This window comes from Microvirga medicaginis, assembly GCF_052658925.1.
In genome coordinates this window covers 82,742-99,653 of the sequence record NZ_JBQWEL010000009.1, presented here as the reverse complement: position 1 = coordinate 99,653, position 16,912 = coordinate 82,742, and the positions used below count along the sequence as shown (strand labels likewise).

17 protein-coding genes are annotated in these 16,912 nt (G+C 61.1%); 6 read left to right on the top strand and 11 right to left on the bottom strand.

Annotated elements, in window-relative coordinates; translation table 11 throughout:
• Positions 1-78 precede the first annotated feature (78 nt).
• From ACUXUR_RS13460 to ACUXUR_RS13445, 4 genes are all read right to left on the bottom strand, one after another.
• Positions 79-1,014 carry a DMT family transporter gene (locus tag ACUXUR_RS13460; RefSeq protein ID WP_445502869.1) on the bottom strand — a complete coding sequence of 312 codons (936 nt, stop codon included), beginning with the start codon at positions 1,012-1,014 and terminating at the stop codon, positions 79-81.
• A gap of 44 nt (positions 1,015-1,058) precedes the next feature.
• Positions 1,059-1,973, bottom strand: coding sequence for an SMP-30/gluconolactonase/LRE family protein (locus tag ACUXUR_RS13455; RefSeq protein ID WP_445502868.1), 915 nt, complete (start codon positions 1,971-1,973; stop codon positions 1,059-1,061).
• Positions 1,974-1,989: 16 nt separating this feature from the next.
• Positions 1,990-2,826 (bottom strand): universal stress protein, encoded by an 837-nt coding sequence (locus tag ACUXUR_RS13450; RefSeq protein ID WP_445502867.1) that lies wholly within the window; start codon positions 2,824-2,826, stop codon positions 1,990-1,992.
• 62 nt (positions 2,827-2,888) lie between these two features.
• Positions 2,889-3,713 carry a polyphosphate kinase 2 family protein gene (locus ACUXUR_RS13445; RefSeq protein ID WP_445502866.1) on the bottom strand — a complete coding sequence of 275 codons (825 nt, stop codon included), beginning with the start codon at positions 3,711-3,713 and terminating at the stop codon, positions 2,889-2,891.
• A gap of 140 nt (positions 3,714-3,853) precedes the next feature.
• On the opposite strand from ACUXUR_RS13445, the gene ACUXUR_RS13440 reads away from it, so the two are divergent.
• Positions 3,854-4,489 carry a glutathione S-transferase family protein gene (locus ACUXUR_RS13440; RefSeq protein ID WP_445502865.1) on the top strand — a complete coding sequence of 212 codons (636 nt, stop codon included), beginning with the start codon at positions 3,854-3,856 and terminating at the stop codon, positions 4,487-4,489.
• On the opposite strand, the gene ligD is transcribed toward ACUXUR_RS13440, so the two are convergent.
• From ligD to ACUXUR_RS13405, 7 genes are all read right to left on the bottom strand, one after another.
• Positions 4,471-6,063, bottom strand: a complete 1,593-nt coding sequence (gene ligD, locus ACUXUR_RS13435; protein ID WP_445502864.1) for a non-homologous end-joining DNA ligase — start codon at positions 6,061-6,063, stop codon at positions 4,471-4,473. The two genes, ACUXUR_RS13440 and ligD, sit on opposite strands and share 19 nt — an antisense overlap.
• A gap of 96 nt (positions 6,064-6,159) precedes the next feature.
• Entirely contained in the window at positions 6,160-7,794 is a 1,635-nt protein-coding gene (locus ACUXUR_RS13430) for an ABC transporter ATP-binding protein (RefSeq protein WP_445502863.1), read from the bottom strand.
• 1 nt (position 7,795) lies between these two features.
• Positions 7,796-8,941, bottom strand: coding sequence for an ABC transporter permease subunit (locus tag ACUXUR_RS13425; protein WP_445502862.1), 1,146 nt, complete (start codon positions 8,939-8,941; stop codon positions 7,796-7,798).
• Positions 8,942-8,949: 8 nt separating this feature from the next.
• Complete coding sequence (gene oppB / locus ACUXUR_RS13420) at positions 8,950-9,870, bottom strand: oligopeptide ABC transporter permease OppB (RefSeq protein ID WP_445502861.1); 921 nt, start codon at positions 9,868-9,870, stop codon at positions 8,950-8,952.
• Positions 9,871-9,951: 81 nt separating this feature from the next.
• Positions 9,952-11,547, bottom strand: a complete 1,596-nt coding sequence (locus tag ACUXUR_RS13415; RefSeq protein WP_445502860.1) for a peptide ABC transporter substrate-binding protein — start codon at positions 11,545-11,547, stop codon at positions 9,952-9,954.
• A gap of 168 nt (positions 11,548-11,715) precedes the next feature.
• Positions 11,716-12,150: a GlcG/HbpS family heme-binding protein gene (locus ACUXUR_RS13410; protein ID WP_445502859.1), complete on the bottom strand. Its 435-nt coding sequence runs from the start codon at positions 12,148-12,150 to the stop codon at positions 11,716-11,718.
• A 55-nt stretch (positions 12,151-12,205) separates the two neighbouring features.
• A complete protein-coding gene (locus ACUXUR_RS13405; RefSeq protein WP_445502858.1) occupies positions 12,206-13,408 on the bottom strand; it encodes a urate hydroxylase PuuD in 1,203 nt (400 codons plus the stop codon).
• A 191-nt stretch (positions 13,409-13,599) separates the two neighbouring features.
• Here ACUXUR_RS13405 and uraH point away from each other — a divergent pair, with 191 nt between their 5' ends.
• The 5 genes from uraH to ACUXUR_RS13380 all read left to right on the top strand — a co-directional run bounded on the left by uraH (position 13,600) and on the right by ACUXUR_RS13380 (position 16,863).
• On the top strand, positions 13,600-13,953 hold the full coding sequence (uraH, locus tag ACUXUR_RS13400) for a hydroxyisourate hydrolase (RefSeq protein ID WP_445502857.1): 354 nt from the start codon (positions 13,600-13,602) through the stop codon (positions 13,951-13,953).
• A gap of 3 nt (positions 13,954-13,956) precedes the next feature.
• A complete protein-coding gene (gene puuE, locus ACUXUR_RS13395) occupies positions 13,957-15,399 on the top strand; it encodes an allantoinase PuuE (protein ID WP_445502856.1) in 1,443 nt (480 codons plus the stop codon).
• A gap of 76 nt (positions 15,400-15,475) precedes the next feature.
• Positions 15,476-15,922: a peptidoglycan-binding protein LysM gene (gene lysM, locus ACUXUR_RS13390; RefSeq protein ID WP_445502855.1), complete on the top strand. Its 447-nt coding sequence runs from the start codon at positions 15,476-15,478 to the stop codon at positions 15,920-15,922.
• A 67-nt stretch (positions 15,923-15,989) separates the two neighbouring features.
• A complete protein-coding gene (locus ACUXUR_RS13385) occupies positions 15,990-16,304 on the top strand; it encodes a rhodanese-like domain-containing protein (protein ID WP_445502854.1) in 315 nt (104 codons plus the stop codon).
• Positions 16,305-16,425: 121 nt separating this feature from the next.
• Positions 16,426-16,863, top strand: a complete 438-nt coding sequence (locus ACUXUR_RS13380) for a c-type cytochrome (protein ID WP_445502853.1) — start codon at positions 16,426-16,428, stop codon at positions 16,861-16,863.
• Positions 16,864-16,912 lie beyond the last annotated feature (49 nt).

Here is a 16,912-nt window from a genome sequence, read left to right as displayed (position 1 = left end):
CACCATTTGGCGGTCCCGTGGCGGAAACTGTCAAGCGCGATTGTTGGGCAGTCTGTGGAGAGCGCGTTGGTCTTTGGGTTAAGCTTCCGGCAGCACGGGCTCCTCGATATCCTTAGGGACGCGCCCGCGGCGCGCAGCTTCATGTTCGAGAAGCAGCAGCGCCAGACCAGCCGTACAGATCACGGCTGCGCCCACAAGAGTCCAGAACTCGACGATGTCGCCGAAGGCGAGATAACCCAGCACAATCGCCCAGATGATGAGCGTATATTGGTATGGCGCGACGACAGAGGCCGGAGCAATTTTCAGCGAGCGGTTGACGCAGGCATGGGCCGCCATCGACACGACACCCAACAGGAACAGGCCAGCCAGGTCGAGCCATCCCGGCGTGACCCATGCGAAAGGCGCAACGGCGAGGCCGAAGATCACGTTGCCGAGCATCTGCCCGAATACCAGTGTTCCGTCGTCGGTGTTACGCAGCTTTCGGGTCGTGATCATCAGGAGCGCATAGAACATGCTGCCTGCCAGGGCGATAAGGGCTGGCCAGGAGATCGTTGCCGGTGAGGGGCGAAGCGCGATCAGCACGCCCACGAAACCGACGCCGATCGCGAGGATGCGCGGCTTGTCGATCTTCTCGCCCAGCCAGAACACCGCGAAGGCTGCGACATAGATCGGCCCTGCGAGGTAATAGGTCATCACATCCGCGAGCGGCAGGTAGGTGACCGCCCAATAGAAGCAGGACACTTCGAGTGTCGAAAGCAGGATCCGGAAGGCGTGAAACCCCGGTTGCGGCGGAATCTTGATCGGGATGTTCTGTTGCCGCATGATCGGAAGAAGAACGGCCAGTGCCGCGACACCGCGCAACAGCAGAACCTGGCCGACGGAATAAGTGGCAACGAACCACTTGCCCATCACGTCGTTGACGGAAAACATGAAGGTGCCGAGCAGCATCAGGCCGATGCCGACGAGCGCGCCCGAACGCACCATTTTCGCGGATTGGGAGGCAGAGTGACTCATGGCGCGCATACATGAGGGAAGAGGGCGCTATTCACAAGACTTCTTTAGAAGGTCCTCGCCCCATTCACCGGAAGCATGATGGAATAAAGCGACGTGGTGGCGCAGATGTAGAGGCGGTTGCGCTTCACGCCACCGAAGACCACATTGGCTACCGCTTCCGGCACCAGGATCTTGCCGATGAGCGTACCGTCGCTCTCGTAGCAATGGACGCCGTCACCTGCGCTGGTCCAGATCCGTCCCGCCTCGTCCAGCCGGAACCCGTCGAAGAGACCGCTGGCGCAGGTAGCGAAGACATCGCCGCCTTTAAGCTTGCCGTTCTCGCCCACATCGAACACGCGGATGTGGCGCGGCCCGTCGGCAACGTGCGTCGCGCCCGTATCAGCGATATAAAGACGCTTCTCATCCGACGAGAAGGCAAGGCCGTTGGGGCGGACGAAATCATCCGCCACAATGCTGACAGCGCCGCTCTGCGGATCGACGCGATAGACATGGCAGGCGCCGATCTCGCTCTCCGCCTTGTGGCCTTCGTAATCGGAGTCGATGCCGTAAGCCGGGTCCGTGAACCAGATCGAGCCGTCTGATTTCACCACGACATCGTTGGGGCTGTTGAAACGCTTCCCGTCATAATGGCTCGCGATGACCGTGATCGAACCGTCATGCTCCGTCCGCGTCACGCGCCGGTTGCCGTGCTCGCAGGTCACGAGGCGGCCTTGCCGGTCGACCGTGTTTCCATTGGAATAACCGGACGGATTCCGAAACACGCTGACCGTGTTCGATGTCTCGTCGTAGCGCATCATGCGATCGTTCGGGACATCGCTCCAGACGAGATAGCGGCCAGCCGGGAAATAGGCAGGGCCTTCCGCCCAGCGGCAGCCCTCCGCGAGCTTCTCCAGTCGCGCGGAGCCAATGATCAGACGGCGAAAGCGTTCATCCAGAACAACGGAGACATCCCGAAACATGGTCTGGCCCTCACTCTCAATGGGCCATCAGAACGGGGATCGTCGTGTTGCTCAGGATATGGCTCGTCGCTCCGCCGAAGAACATCTGCCGCAGGCGGCTTTGGGTATAAGCGCCCTTGACGAGGAGGTCGCAGCCGAGGGAGGCGGCCTCGGCCAGAATGGTCTCGCCCGGCTTGTCCGAAGGGTCTGGAGCTGTCATGGCCTCGGCAGCGATGTCATGCATCCGCAAGGAGCGAGCGAGTTCCGACCCCGAGGGGCCAGGAACCCCCCAATCCTCGAGTTCCAGTACCACGACGCGACGCGCTTTCTTGAGAAGCGGAATGGAACCCAGCACCGCACGGGCTGTCTCGGTGCTGCGGTTCCAGGCGATCACGGCGACTTCGCCGAAGGTGCGAGGTACGGACGGCGGAGCGATCAGAACCGGGCGGCCCGTTTCGAAAAGGGCAGCTTCGACCGTTGAAAGCCGCGTCTGCCCGTTCGAGCCATCGGGTCTGCCGACCACGACGGTGTCGAAAACCCGGCCATATGCGCCAAGGAAGGCATCTTCCATCAGCCCGTCCTGGCGCCAGCCGAAGCTCAGGCCGGCCAAGCCTACTGAAGAACGCGAAATCTGCTTGGTGGCCATGAACCCCTCAAACCGCTCGCGGCAACCGCGCGCCATCTCGAAGCGGTTTTCAGGGGTGAGGGGCGATGGGACGCCGATGGCGATGTCCACCGGCAGAACGACGGGGTAATCGGGGGTGATCGCCAGACCCTCGATATAGCTGTCAAAGGTACGACCCAGGAGGAGGGCCACTTCGAGCTGGCTCTCAATCTGACCATGGTCTTCGATGGGAACGAGGATGCTTTTCATAAGATTATTGTCGCGCTGAAACCCCATCTCGGCAAGGGCCTTCGACGAAGGTGGCATTCGGGTCAGGGAATGACGAAGTCATTCGGATTCCACGGCGCCTTCGGATATTGCGGGTTCATCTCCTCAAGGGTCGCCTTGACGATCGAGGCGATGGCTGCGTTGCGCACCCATTTCCGGTCGGCCGGAATGACGTACCAGGGAGCATGCTCCGTCGAGCAGCGGCGCAGCATGGTCTCGTAGGCTTCCTGGTACTCGTCCCAGTAATTCCTGTCATCGAGATCGCCAGGATTGAATTTCCAGTGCTTCCTCGGATCGTCGAGACGTTCCTGGAGCCGCTCCTTCTGCTCGTCCTTCGAGATGTGAAGCATGAACTTGAGAATGGTCGTGCCATTCTCGAGCAGCATCTTCTCAAACGCGTTGATCTGATCATAGCGCTGCTCGATCGCTTCCTTCGAGGCGAAGTTCCTCACCTTCGCGATCAGCACGTCCTCATAATGGGAACGGTTGAAGATGCCGATGGTGCCTCGCCTGGGGCAGGCGTCGTGCACCCGCCAGAGATAGTCGTGCGCCAGCTCCGTTTTCGTCGGCACCCCGAAGGCGGTGACGGAGACACCCAGCGGCCCGGTGGCATTGAAGACGCCGCGGATGGTGCCATCCTTGCCGGAGGTGTCGGTGCCCTGGAGGACGACGAGGAGGGCGCGCGAACCCTCCGCATAAAGCCTGTCCTGCAGCACATCGATGTCCTCTGCGAGGGCAGCGGTTGCGGCTTTTGTTTCCTGCTCGTCGCCGAAGAGGCTGGAATCCCGTGGATCTCGCTCCTTCAGCTTCACGCGCTCTCCCGGTTTGACCTGCAACTTCGCGATGATGCGGTGTGCATGATCTGTCATTCCTGGCACTCCTCGGTTCTTTCAGGACGATAGGGCATTGGCCCTCGAAAGGAAGATATGGATGGCGGCTTCACGCACCTTTACGCACAGCGGATCGCTCCTTACGAAGGAGGGGCTCAGGTCACGAAAGGTTCCTCGCGATGTTGGCTCTCTACTACTATCCCGGCAATGCCAGCCTGCTGCCGCACATGATGCTGCGGGAGATCGGCGTGCCTTTCGAGATGCGTCTCGTCGACCGGGGCAACAATGCCCAGAAGAGCCCTGAATATCTGAAACTCAACCCGAACGGCCGTATCCCCGTGCTGGTGGACGACGATCTCGTGCTGTTCGAGACCGCAGCCATCGCCTTGCACCTTGCCGACAAGTTCCCGCAGGCCGGTCTTGCCCCGGCTGTGGGCACCAAGGAACGGGCGGAGTTCTACAAGTGGATGGTGCATCTGACCAACACGCCGCAGGCTGAGTATCGCGCCTGGTTCTATCCTCATGAGCACGTGAGCGACGAGGCCGTTGCACCTGCCGCGAAGCAGGCTGCCGAGAAGCGCCTTTATCGGATGTTCGATGTGATTTCCGAGCAACTCGGTGACAAGACATGGCTCCTTGGAGATCGGTTCTCCGCCGCGGATCTCTTCCTGTTCATGCTGATCCGCTGGGGCAGGGGCATGCCTCGCCCGCCCCGCTCGCTCTCCAATCTGAATGCTTTGGCCGAGCGGGTGATTGCGCGTCCGGCCGTGCAGGAGGCGTTAAAGGTTGAAGGGATTCAGGCGCCTTTCTTCTGAGAAGTGCGCTTCGTGCGTTTCACGTCAGGCAGGACCTGATCGACCTTGGCGATCTCAGCCCAGGGATCCTGGCGTAAGGCGGCAAGGCGCACACCTAAATTCTCCACAGTAAAGCCGTTCGGCTTGAGGCCTGGCGTCAGTTCATCCCACGCAACAGGTGTCGCTACGGGTGCGCCGGGGCGTGAGCGGGTGGAGTAGGGCGCAACGGCGGAGGCTTCGCGGTTGTTGCGCAGGTAGTCGATGAAGATCCGGCCCTGGCGTTCGTTCTTGACCGATGTGGTGGTGTAGCGGTCCGGCTCGTCCTTCGCCATCGCTTCCGCCATGCTGCGCGTAAACGCCAGCGCCTCCTTCCAGGGAGCCTTGGGCTTCAAGGGCACTACGACGTGCAGGCCTTTTCCGCCTGTCGTCTTCAAGAAGCTCACAAGGCCCAGTACCTTCAAGCGCTCCCGAATGGCAAAGGCCCCTTCGATCACCTGGCGCCATTCCACGCCTTCCCCGGGATCGAAATCGAAGATCAATCTGTCGGGTCTTTCCAGATCGGCCAGTGTCGCGCCCCAGACATGCATCTCCAGCACACCGGATTGGACGAGGGCGATGACACCCTGAATGTCACTGACCGTCAGTACTTCCAGCTTGCTTGGCTTGTCCGGTACCATGGTGCGATGGATTGCCGGGTTCATGCCGGCCCAGGAATGGCGCTGGACGAAGCACTTCTTCTGCGCGCCGGAAGGACAGCGGATCAGGGTGAGAGGACGGTTGACGAGATGCGGCAGCAGCCAATCGGCGATGTCGGCATAGAACTCAGCCAGCGCCTGTTTGGTGAGGCCCTGTTCCTCCCACAGTACGCGCTCGGGATGAGTGAGAGGAATGCCAGCGACCTCCACATCGCTTGCCTTGGTCGCCTTGGCAGCGGTGGTGCGCTTCGCAGGTGATGCCGACTTTTTCGATGAAGAGGCTGCAGGCTTCTTCGAAGCGGCTTTTCGCTTCACCGCAGCTTTGGCCGTTGGGCTTGGGGCAATCTCCTCGATGGAGCGGCCGGATTTTACCGAGAGTGGCGCTTCTTCGAGAATGTCCGGATCGTTCTCCGCTCGAGCATAAGCGTCATCCGCCTTGATCAGCAGCCAGGCCTCCTGGCGTTCACGAGGACGCTTCGCCATGCGGATCAGATGCCATGTGCCATGGAGCTTTTCTCCGTCGAGGCGGAAGGTGAGGCGGCCCTTGTCATAGCCATCGTGGGGATCACCCTCCGGCTCCCAGATGCCGCGATCCCAGACCAGGACCGTTCCGCCACCATATTGTCCTTCGGGGATAAGGCCTTCGAAATCCGCATAGTCGAGCGGGTGGTCCTCCACATGGACCGCGAGGCGTTTCTCGCCCTTGACGAGGCTCGGCCCCTTCGCAACGGCCCAGCTCTTGAGCACACCGTCGAGCTCAAGGCGGAAATCGTAATGCAGACGGGATGCGGCGTGCTTCTGAACGACGAAGGATGAACCTTTGTGCCGGGTGGCTTTGCCCTTCGGCTCGGAGGTTCGGGTGAAGTCGCGCTTGGCGCGATAGGATGCGAGCTTTGCCATGGCGCCAGAGCATGATCCGGTGAAGTGGATACCGGTTCACCGCATGATCATGCGGTGAACAAAGATCAAATCCGCGCCATGGGCTTCGGTTCCAGCTCAGGAGGCCAGGGGTCGGCTCCTGGTCTCGGTCCTTTCGCGCTCGGCCAGGAAGGCGGCCGCGATCAGATCGCGGGTATAGGCCTCGCGCGGGCGCTCGAAGATCTCTTCGGCCGTGCCGCGCTCCACCACCTTGCCGGTCTTCATGACCATGATCTCATCCGACAGCGCCCGGACGACGGCGAGGTCATGGCTGATGAACACATAGGCCAGACCATGCGCCTTCTGCAGGTTGCGCAGCAGCTCCACGATTTCCTTCTGCACGGAGCGGTCGAGGGCCGAGGTCGGCTCATCGAGCACCACGAGCTTCGGATGCAGGATCATCGCGCGGGCAATCGCAATGCGCTGGCGCTGGCCGCCCGAGAATTCGTGTGGGAAGCGGTTGCGCCAGGCCGGATCGAGCTGCACCTCTTCGAAGGCCTGCGCCGCGCGGCGGTCGCGCTCTTTTCGGGAGATGCTCGATTCATGGACGAGCAGGCCTTCGGTCACGATTTCGCCCGCCGTCATGCGCGGGGAAAGGGAGCCGAAGGGATCCTGGAACACGAGCTGCAGGTGGCGGCGCAAGGGGCGCATACCCGCACGGTCGAGCGGCATGAGATTGCGGTCCTCGAAGCGCACCATGCCGGAGGCGGGCTGCAGCTTCAGGATCGCGCGTCCGAGGGTGGACTTGCCGGAGCCGGACTCGCCCACGACGCCTACGGTCTCACCGGCCCGCACGGTCAGGCTCACGTCGTCGACGGCGCGGAGGATGTGCGTGGCCTTGCCGAAGAAGTTCTTCTCGAGAGCAAAGGTCACTTGGATGTTCCTGGCGTCCAGAATGACAGGCGCATTCGCCGGTGCAGGCTCCTTGCGGCCCCGGGGCTCGGCATCGATCAGCATCTGCGTATAGGGATGCTTGGGGGCCGCAAAGATGTCGGCAGTGCGTCCGCTCTCCACGACCTCGCCGCGCTTCATCACATAGGTGTAGTCGGCGAAGCGGCGCACGATGCCGAGATCGTGTGTGATGAACACGATGGACATGCCGAGGCGCTTCTGGAGGTCACGCAGCAATTCCAGGATCTGTGCCTGCACCGTTACGTCGAGCGCAGTGGTGGGCTCGTCTGCGATCAGCACGTCCGGGTTGTTGGCGAGTGCCATCGCGATCATCACGCGCTGGCGCTGGCCGCCGGACATTTCATGCGGATAGGCATCGATGCGGCGAGCAGGATCCGGAATGCGAACCAGCTCCAAGAGCTCGATGGCGCGCTTGCGCGCTGCCGCCTTGCCCATCTTTCCATGAGTCATCAAGGGCAGGGCGAGCTGGTCACCGATCCGATAGAGCGGATCGAGCGAGGTCATCGGCTCCTGGAAGATCATGGTGAGCTTCGAACCGCGATAGGTGTTGAGCTTCTCCGGCGAAAGCCCGATCAGTTCCTGCCCCCGATACTTCACGGAGCCCTCGGCCCATCCGTTCGAGGCAAGCAGGCCCATGACCGACATCATGGTCTGGCTCTTGCCCGATCCGGACTCGCCCACGATGGCGACGGTCTCGCCAGGCGGAATGTCGAGATCGATGCCCTTAACCGCATGGAGAATACCGTCACCGGTACGGAAACGGACCTGAAGGCTGCGGACAGAAAGAACGGGTTCGGTCATGTCAGCGATCCTTCGGGTCGAGAGCATCGCGCAAGCCGTCGCCGATGAAGTTGAGGCAGAACAGGATCGCGACAAGCGTGATGGACGGGTACAGCAGCATCCAGGTGGCGCCCTGGATGTTCTTGGCGCCCTCGGAGATCAGGACACCGAGGCTGGTGTTGGGCTCCTGAACGCCAAGGCCAAGGAAGGAGAGGAAGCTCTCGAGCAAAATCACCTTCGGCACGAGCAGCGTCATGTAGACGACGACGGGTCCCAGCGTGTTGGGGATCACGTGACGGCGGATGATGCCCTTGGTCTCGACACCCAACGCTTCCGCCGCCTGCACGTATTCCTGCCGTTTGATGGACAATGTCTGGCCGCGCACGATGCGGGCCATGTCAAGCCATTCCACCGCGCCGACCGCAAGGAACATCAGGATGAAGTTGCGGCCGAAGAACACGACCAGCATGATCACGAAGAAGATGAACGGCAGCGAGTAGAGAATGTCGACGATGCGCATCATCATGAGATCGATGCGGCCGCCGAGATAGCCGGACGTCGCGCCGTAGACCACGCCGATCAAGATCGCGACGAAGGTGGCGAGCAGTCCGATGGCAAGCGAGATTTGCCCAGCCTTCATGGTGCGGGTGAGAAGATCACGGCCGTTCGTGTCGGTGCCGAAGAAGAAGTATTGTTGGCGGACCGGCACATCGACGATGAGCCTGCGGCCCTCCTCCTGGCGCTCGACCACCTTGGCGGGGCCGAACAAATCGGAGCGCTCGAAATAGGCCAGAAGCCGCTCGTCAACGGGGCGGGTGCTCGTGCTCACGAGAGTGAGATGCACGACGCCATCGTCGATAGCGATGTTCTCCGCCTTGGCGCGCACGCGCGATCCGATACGTTCGATGTTCGGCTCGATCTGGTCGGCCTTCGGGTAAGCTTCGAGGCTCGCGGGTACCTTCACGTAATCAGGATAGACCCGGTCGAAGGGGTGGCCGGTGAAGAACGGCCCGAAGATACAGGCGAGTGCGATCAGGCTCAGCACGATGATGCTGGTGAGAGCTGCCCGATTGCGGATGAGACGACCACGGGCCTCCGCCCAAAGGGAGCGGCCGGTGACGACCGGCCCGGCCATGGTCTCGACAGGAAGAACAGCGCCTTCAGCCATGGCTCACCTCAATCATAACGAATGCGTGGGTCGATCAATGCGTAGAGGATATCGACCACGAGGTTGAAGAGCAGAACGAAGATGGCCACGACCACGACCGTGCCCATGACGAGCGTGTAATCGCGATTCAGCGCGCCTTCCACGAAGTAGCGTCCGATGCCTGGCAGGCCGAAAATCGTTTCAACGACCACCGACCCCGTGAGCAGGGCGGCCGCTGCAGGGCCGAGATAAGACACCACCGGAAGGGCAGCGCCGCGAAGTGCGTGGGCGACAATAGTCCGGGTCGGCAGGCCGAGGGAGCGCAAGGTGCGGATATGATTCGAGCGCAGGTTCTCGATCATCGCAGCACGGGTCATGCGTGCCACAACCGCGATCTGCGGCAGCGCCAGGACGACGACCGGCATCACCAAGTTGCGCGGATTGCCGTCGGCCCAGCCGGCGACGGGCAGCAACGCAAGAGCCAGACCGAATACCAGCTGGAAGATGGGGGCCACCACGAAGTTCGGAATGGTCAGCCCTAGGGCGCCCATGCCGGTGACGAGATAATCGATGGCACTGTTTTGCCGCAGCGCCGCGATGGTGCCGAGCGTTCCGCCGACAAGGATGGCGAGCGATAGCGCCAGTGAGCCCAAGGTCACGGAAACAGGAAGGCCGCGGGCGAAGAGTTCGGCCACCGAGAAGTCGCGCAGGATGAACGATGGGCCGAAATCGCCGTGCATGACGGCCTTCAGGTAGAGCCAGTATTGCTCGATCAGTGGCTTGTCGAGCTGATAGATCCGGTTGAGGTTCTCCATCACCTTCGCCTCGAGGGGACGTTCGAGGTCGAATGGGCCACCGGGCGCGAGACGGATCAGGAAGAACGAGATCGTGACGATGATGAACAGCGTCGGGATCGCCGACAGGAAGCGGCGGAGGATGAAGGAGAGCATGGATGCTCCTCCTACTGATATACGATAACACAAAAAGATAGGGCGGCCTGAGCTTCAGGCCGCCCCCATAGCGCAAATATTTTACTGCGTCTTGGAAAGGAAGCGCGTCGGATAGACGCCCCGCGTGTTCTGCACGAAGCCCTTGATCTTCGGCGAGATCAGGTTGCTCTTGCCGTAGTACATGATCGGGATCCAGGGCATGTCCTTCATCAGGATCGCCTCGGCCTGCTTCATGAGGTCGGCGCGCTTCTTCAGGTCGAGCTCGGTCGCGGCTTGGTCGAGGAGCTTGTCGAACTGCGGGTTGTTGTACTTGCCGTAGTTGAAGCCCTTGTTGTCGCTCTTAAGCAGGAACAGGAAGTTGTTCGGATCCGAGTAGTCGGCGATCCAGCCGTAACGGGCGACGTCGAAGTCGCCGCCGTCGCGCAGGTGCGCGAAGTGGGTCTTGCCGTCCGTGTTGATGAAGGAGGTCTCGATGTTGGCTGCCTTCCACTGCTCGGCGACGGCGATGACCGTGTTGCGGTTGTTGTCCGTCGTGTTGTAGCGGATCTCAACCTTCAGCGGCTTGCCAGGGCCGAAGCCGGCTTCCTTCAGGAGCGCCTTGGCCTTGTCCTCGCGGTCGATCGGCGAGGTGTCCTTGTAGTCCATGTAGGCCGGCTCGCCGTAATTGCCCACGCCCGGAGGCATGAAGGAGTAGCCCGGCTGCATGGTCTGGCCCCAGATCTGCTCGGCGATGAACTCGCGGTCAACCAGCATGGAGAGTGCCTGGCGCACGCGCACGTCGTTGAACGGAGCCTTGGAGGAGTTCACGACGAGGTACCAAGTGCCGAGATACGGGCCGAGCTTGACCTGATCCTTGAAGCGCTCTTTCAGCGACTTCATCTGGTCGGCAGGCACGTCGTCGGTGGTGTCGAGTTCGCCGGCCTCGTAGCGGCGGACCATCGCGGCGAAGTCGGGGGTCGGGAAGTAGTTGACCGTGTCGATCTGGACGTTCTTGGCGTCGTAGTAGTTCTCGTTCTTCACGAGCTTGATATGAGAGTTCGGCACGAACTCGGCGAGCTTGTAGGCGCCGTTCGTCACCATGTTGCCCGGCTTCACGAAATCCTTGCCGAACTTCTCGACCGATCCCCTGTGCACCGGCAGGCTGGTCTGGTGGGTGAGCAGCTCGATGAAATAGGGGGTCGGAGCTTCCAGCGTGATCTCGACCGTCTTGGCGTCGGCGGCCTTCACGCCGAGCTCTTCAGGCTTGGCCTGGCCCTTGTTGATCTTCTCGGCGTTCTTGATCGGGTAAAGGATATTCGCGTATTTCGCGCCCGTGGCCGGATCCATGATGCGGCGGTAGGAGAAGACGAAGTCCTCGGCCGTCACAGGATCGCCGTTCGACCATTTGATGCCATCGCGGAGCGTGAAGCGGTAGGTCTTGCCGTCGTCGGAAACCTCCCATTTTTCGGCCTGGCCGGGAACGGCTTCGCCCTTGGCGTTGTAGGTCACGAGGCCTTCGAGCATGTCGCGCAGGATATGCGCTTCCTGCACGGTCGAGGTCTTGTGGGTATCGAGGGTCTCAGGCTCGCCGGAATTGGCGCGGTTGTAGACGACCTCGGCGAAGGCGGGGTTCATGGCGCCCATGAGGGCGGCCGTGGCGACGGCAGCCAGCGCCGTGCGTTTGATCCATGATGACATCGGACGCGTTCCCTTTCTGATTTTCTCTTAGTGTCTTGGAATGTCTCGGTCAGAGCCGATAAGGCAGTAACCTTGTCCTATTTGTTGATCAATCAACTGTTTATGTCCAGTACTATCCCCCTCCGGCCCTGAAACCCTGGGTTGGTAAGGGAGCCGGATGTGGAGAAGTTACGCCCCGGTGTCGAAAACGAGCCCGGCGGCTGCGATTCCGCCCGCTGCGGCGATTTCATCGTTATCCGAGGTGTCGCCCGACACGCCCACCGCCCCCAGGATATCCCCCTGGGAATCCTTGATCAGCACGCCACCGGGCACCGGAATGAGCTGTCCGCCCACCGCATGGGTGGCCGCGGAGACGAAATAGGGGCGGTCGGTCGCCATTTTGTGGAGTGCCCGCGAACCCACGCCGAGAGCCAATGCTCCATAGGCCTTGCCCATGGCGATTTCCGCGCGTTTGAGGCTCGTGCCGTCCTCGGCGAGCAGGGCCTTCAGGGAACCCCGCGCATCATAGACAACCACTGCGAGCGGTTTGAACGACTTCTCCCGGGCGGTCTTGAGGGTCGCTTCGGCAATGGTCTGGGCCGTCTTCAAGGTGAGCTCGGACATGGGTGATCCTCCGTTGGATTGTTCTTGGTGCGGGACTGCACGAATTGAAGGGGGATTAGCGGCTTGCCAGCCAGGCTGCGACTGCCTTGCGCTCGTCGAGCGTCATTTCGGTGATGTTGTTCGGCGGCATGGCGTGGGTCAGCACGGCCTGAACCCGTATGAGTTCCGCATGGCGGGCGATCTCCTCCGGCGTATCGAGGCGCACGCCCTTTGGGGCGATGGCGATGCCGTCCCACACGGGTTCGGCCGCATGGCACATGGAGCAGCGGGACTGGATCGCGAGGGTGGCTTCCTCGAAGGCGGCCGCAGGAGCCGCCGTTGCCGAGCCATCCGCCAGGTTAGCATTGCCGGGCTTGCCGATAATCGAAAGCCAGATCGCCGCGAGGATGGCGGCGGCGGCCACGCCCCAGGTCCACCAGGGTGAGCCCTTGCCCGCATGCTGGGAATTGAAGAAATGCCGGATCACCGCGCCGGCGATCAGGATGAGGCCGATGATGCCCACTGCGTAGCGGGATGACCAGGCCAGCGGATAGTGGTTCGACAGCATCAGGAAGATGACGGGCAGCGTCAGGTAGTTGTTGTGCGTTGAGCGCAGCTTCGCTTCCTTGCCGAGCTTCGGGTCGGGCGAGCCTCCGGCCAGCAGGGTGGCCACCACCTTTTTCTGGTTTGGGATGATGATGAAGAACACGCTCGCCGACATCCAGGTGGCGATCATCGCGCCTGTGTGAAGGAAGGCCGCGCGCCCGTTGAAGACCTGCGTGAAGCCAAAAGCAGCAAGAAGGATATAAACGAAAAGCGCGATGCCGAGTACGAGGCCGTTCTTGCCGAGCGGAGAGCGGCACAAGCCTTCATAGACAAACCAACTCACCACCAGGGCTCCAATGCCGATGACTGAGGCCTGCCAGGGCGCGAGCGCACGAACGGCGGGGTCGATCATGTAGAGATCGGCATGGAGATAATAGACCCAGACGATGAGGAAGAAGCCGCTGATCCATGTGGAATAGCTCTCCCATTTGAACCAGGTGAGCTCTTTCGGCAGTTCGGGCGGCGCAACGAGGTACTTGCGCATATTGTAGAAGCCGCCGCCATGGACCTGCCAGGCCTCGCCGCCGACGCCCTCAGGCAGCCCCTCCCGCTTCTTCAGGCTCAGGTCCAGATGAATGAAGTAAAAGGAGGAGCCGATCCAGGCGATTGCCGTGATCACATGGGTCCAACGCAGGATCTGACTGATCCATTCGGAGATTTGCGGGTCGATCATGCAGCCACTGTCACGATGAAAGAAGCCTTAGCCTAGGGCGGGGGACTCGATTGCGAAAGGCCTTCCTTAGGCCTTTTTCAACAGGAACTGCTCCTGGAATCCTGCGCTTTCCAGCTTATGGTGGCTGGGCGCTTGACGACGGAGCGTAAGGCCCGAAGATTCAAGGCCTCTTGTCACGCTCGCGAGGTTTCATGGGCCGCCTGTCCACCCACGTTCTGGATAATGTCAACGGCAAGCCCGCAAAGGGTGTCGCCATCGAGCTCTTTGCCATTGAGGACGGAAGCCGTCGTTCCGTCGTGCGTACCGTCACCAATGCGGATGGCCGTACCGATGCGCCTCTGATGGTTGGCGAGTCCTTTCGCGCCGGCACTTATGAGCTCGTGTTCGAGGTCGGTGCTTATTTCAAGGCGATCGGGACGCCGACGGCTGATCCGCCTTTCCTGGACATCGTTCCCATCCGCTTTACCATCGCCGAGACCGATGGCCATTATCACGTGCCGCTCCTCGTCTCTCCCTGGAGCTATTCCACCTATCGCGGAAGCTAAGACATGCCCGAGACCACCTATCCTCGCGACCTCGTCGGTTACGGGCGCAATCCACCTCATCCGCGTTGGCCGGACGATGCGCGGATCTGCGTTCAGTTCGTGATCAATTATGAGGAAGGCGGCGAGAACAACGTCCTCCATGGCGACCGTGCGTCGGAAGCTTTCCTCTCCGAGATCGTCGGTGCGCAGCCTTGGCCCGGCCAGCGGCACATGAGCATGGAATCGATCTACGAATACGGCTCCCGCGCGGGTTTCTGGCGTTTGTGGCGCATGTTCACGGAGCGCAAGATGCCGGTCACCGTCTATGGTGTTGCGACGGCGCTCATGCGCAACCCGGAAGCAGTGGCAGCCATGAAGGAAGCCGATTGGGAGATCGCCAGCCACGGCCTCAGATGGATCGATTATCGCGACTTCTCCTCCGAGGAGGAGCGGGCGCATATGAGGGAAGCAATCCGCATCCACACCGAGGTGACCGGCGAGCGTCCGCTCGGCTGGTATACGGGCCGCACCTCGGAGCACACCAACCGTCTCGTGGCGGAGGAGGGAGGCTTCCTCTACAGCGCGGATTCCTATGCCGATGAACTTCCTTATTGGGAGCAGCATGGTCATCACCTGCAACTCATCGTGCCCTATACGTTGGACGCCAACGACATGCGCTTTGCGACGCCGCAGGGCTTCAATTCGGGCGATCAGTTCTTCGCTTACTTGAAGGACTCGTTCGACACGCTCTATGCCGAGGGTGAACATGCGCCGAAGATGTTGTCGGTCGGTCTTCATTGCCGACTCGCCGGCCGCCCCGGACGTGCTGCGGCGCTTGCGCGTTTTCTCGATTATGTCGCGTCTCACGATGACGTCTGGATCGCCAGGCGCATCGACATTGCCCGGCTCTGGATCCGTTATCATCGCCCGGTGAGCCTCAAGCCCAGCACCATGAGCAAGGCGGTTTTCGTGGAACTGTTCGGCGATGTGTTCGAGCATTCGCGGTGGATCGCGGAGCGTGCCTATGATGCCGGTTTCACGACGGCTCAGGACACGGCGGAAGGACTGCATGCTTCCATGGTGCATATGCTCTCGGAAGCGACACGTGATCAGAAGCTCGCGCTCATTTGCGCGCATCCCGATCTCGCTGGCCGCCTGAAGCTTGCCGATCTCACGGCGGATTCCCGCAACGAGCAATCCTCCGCAGGCCTCGACAGTCTCACCGAGGAGGAGCGGGATCGCTTCATCGCATTAAACGATGCCTACAAGCAGAAATTCGGCTTCCCCTTCATCATGGCCGTGAAGGGTCGCACGAAGGACGAGATCATGGCAGCCTTTGAGGAGCGGCTGGAACATGATGCCGAGACGGAGTTTGACACGGCCATCGTGCAAATCGAGTTGATCGCGCTGCTCCGCCTCAAGGATCGGCTGCCGTCCCTGGCGGATGTGTTCTCGAATTTGGCTTGAGCGGAACTCTTCTCCGCGCCTATGCGTCTTCGTCTCAGCTTGGCCGCATGAGCGGTCAGGTCAGGAGGAGAAGCACATGGGTTTATTCAAATTCATCAAGGAAGCTGGCGCCAAGATCTTTGGCGGCAGCGCCGCGGCTGCAACGCCCGAGAAGCTGCAGCAGGAGGTTCAGGGACACGGCTTCGACGCGAGCAAGCTCGGAATCCAAGTCAATGGCGATCAGGTGAAGCTATCGGGTCAGGCCGTTACTCAGGAAGAGGCAGAGAAGATCATTCTGTCACTCGGCAATACCTATGGCGTTGCCGAAGTGGATACGAACGATCTTAAGATCCAGCAGCCCTCGACACCTTCGACCATGTACACGGTGCAGAAGGGCGATACTCTCTGGGAGATTGCCGAGAAACATTACGGCAAGGGCAAAGGCGCGAAATACACCGAGATCGTCAAGGCCAATTCCCCGCCGGTCAAGGATCCCGATATGATCCAGCCCGGTTGGGTGTTACGGATTCCTCCGCTTTCCTAGAATGCCGTCGATTGCCATCCTCCCTGCAATGCCGATAAGAGTGAAGTGATTGCAGGGAGGGTTTTCCATGAACGCGCCACAGGTCATCAACCTCGATCGCGAAGACGTCAAGAAGGGGCTCCAGGATGGTTCAATTCTCCTGGTCGATGTACGCGAGCCCCATGAATATGCAGCCGGGCATATCCCGGGCGCAGTCTCGCATCCTCTCTCGACCTTCGATCCTTCATCCCTGCCGGAAGGTAAGCGCATCGTATTTTCCTGTGCTGCCGGTGTCCGGTCCGTGCGTGCCATGGAGTTCGCCCAGGCGGCGGGGCGTGACATCCGCGAGCATTACAAAGGCGGGTTCAAGGATTGGATCGCGGCAGGCGAGCCGGTCGAGTAAGGCCTCACAGAGATTTGTATGAAGCGGGGCTACTCCGCTGCGACAAATAGTGCAGTACTGTGTTTCGTCCGGCCGCCTCCAGGATCGGCGGCCGCTCAAGAAAATAAAGGGAAGAACATTCATGAAGCGTACCGTTTTCGTCGCCAGCCTTCTGGCGCTGGGTATCACTGCGGCCATCGCACAGAGCGACGTGGTCGAGCAGCGCCAGGGCCTGATGAAGCAGATGGCCGCCCAGACGCGGCCGATCGGCGGCATGCTGCGCGGTCAGGAGCCGTTCGATCTGGCCAAGGTGCAGGCCGGTCTCAAGGTATTTGCCGATAATTCCCAGAAGGCGGCAACGCTCTTCCCCGAAAACACGAAGGGCGTTGGGGATACGGAAGCCCTGCCGTCGATCTGGGAAAACAAGGCGAAGTTCGACGCGGCCATGACGAAGTTCAATCAGGATGCGAAGACGGCTCTCGCCTCCATCACGGACGAGGCCTCCTTCAAGGCGGAGATGCCGAAGGTGATGCAGAGCTGCGGCGCCTGCCACAACGAGTTCCGCAAGAAGAGCTCTTAGCGTTTTGAGCCATCGAGCGGGCGGCTTCAAAGGCCGCCCGATTCAGTTC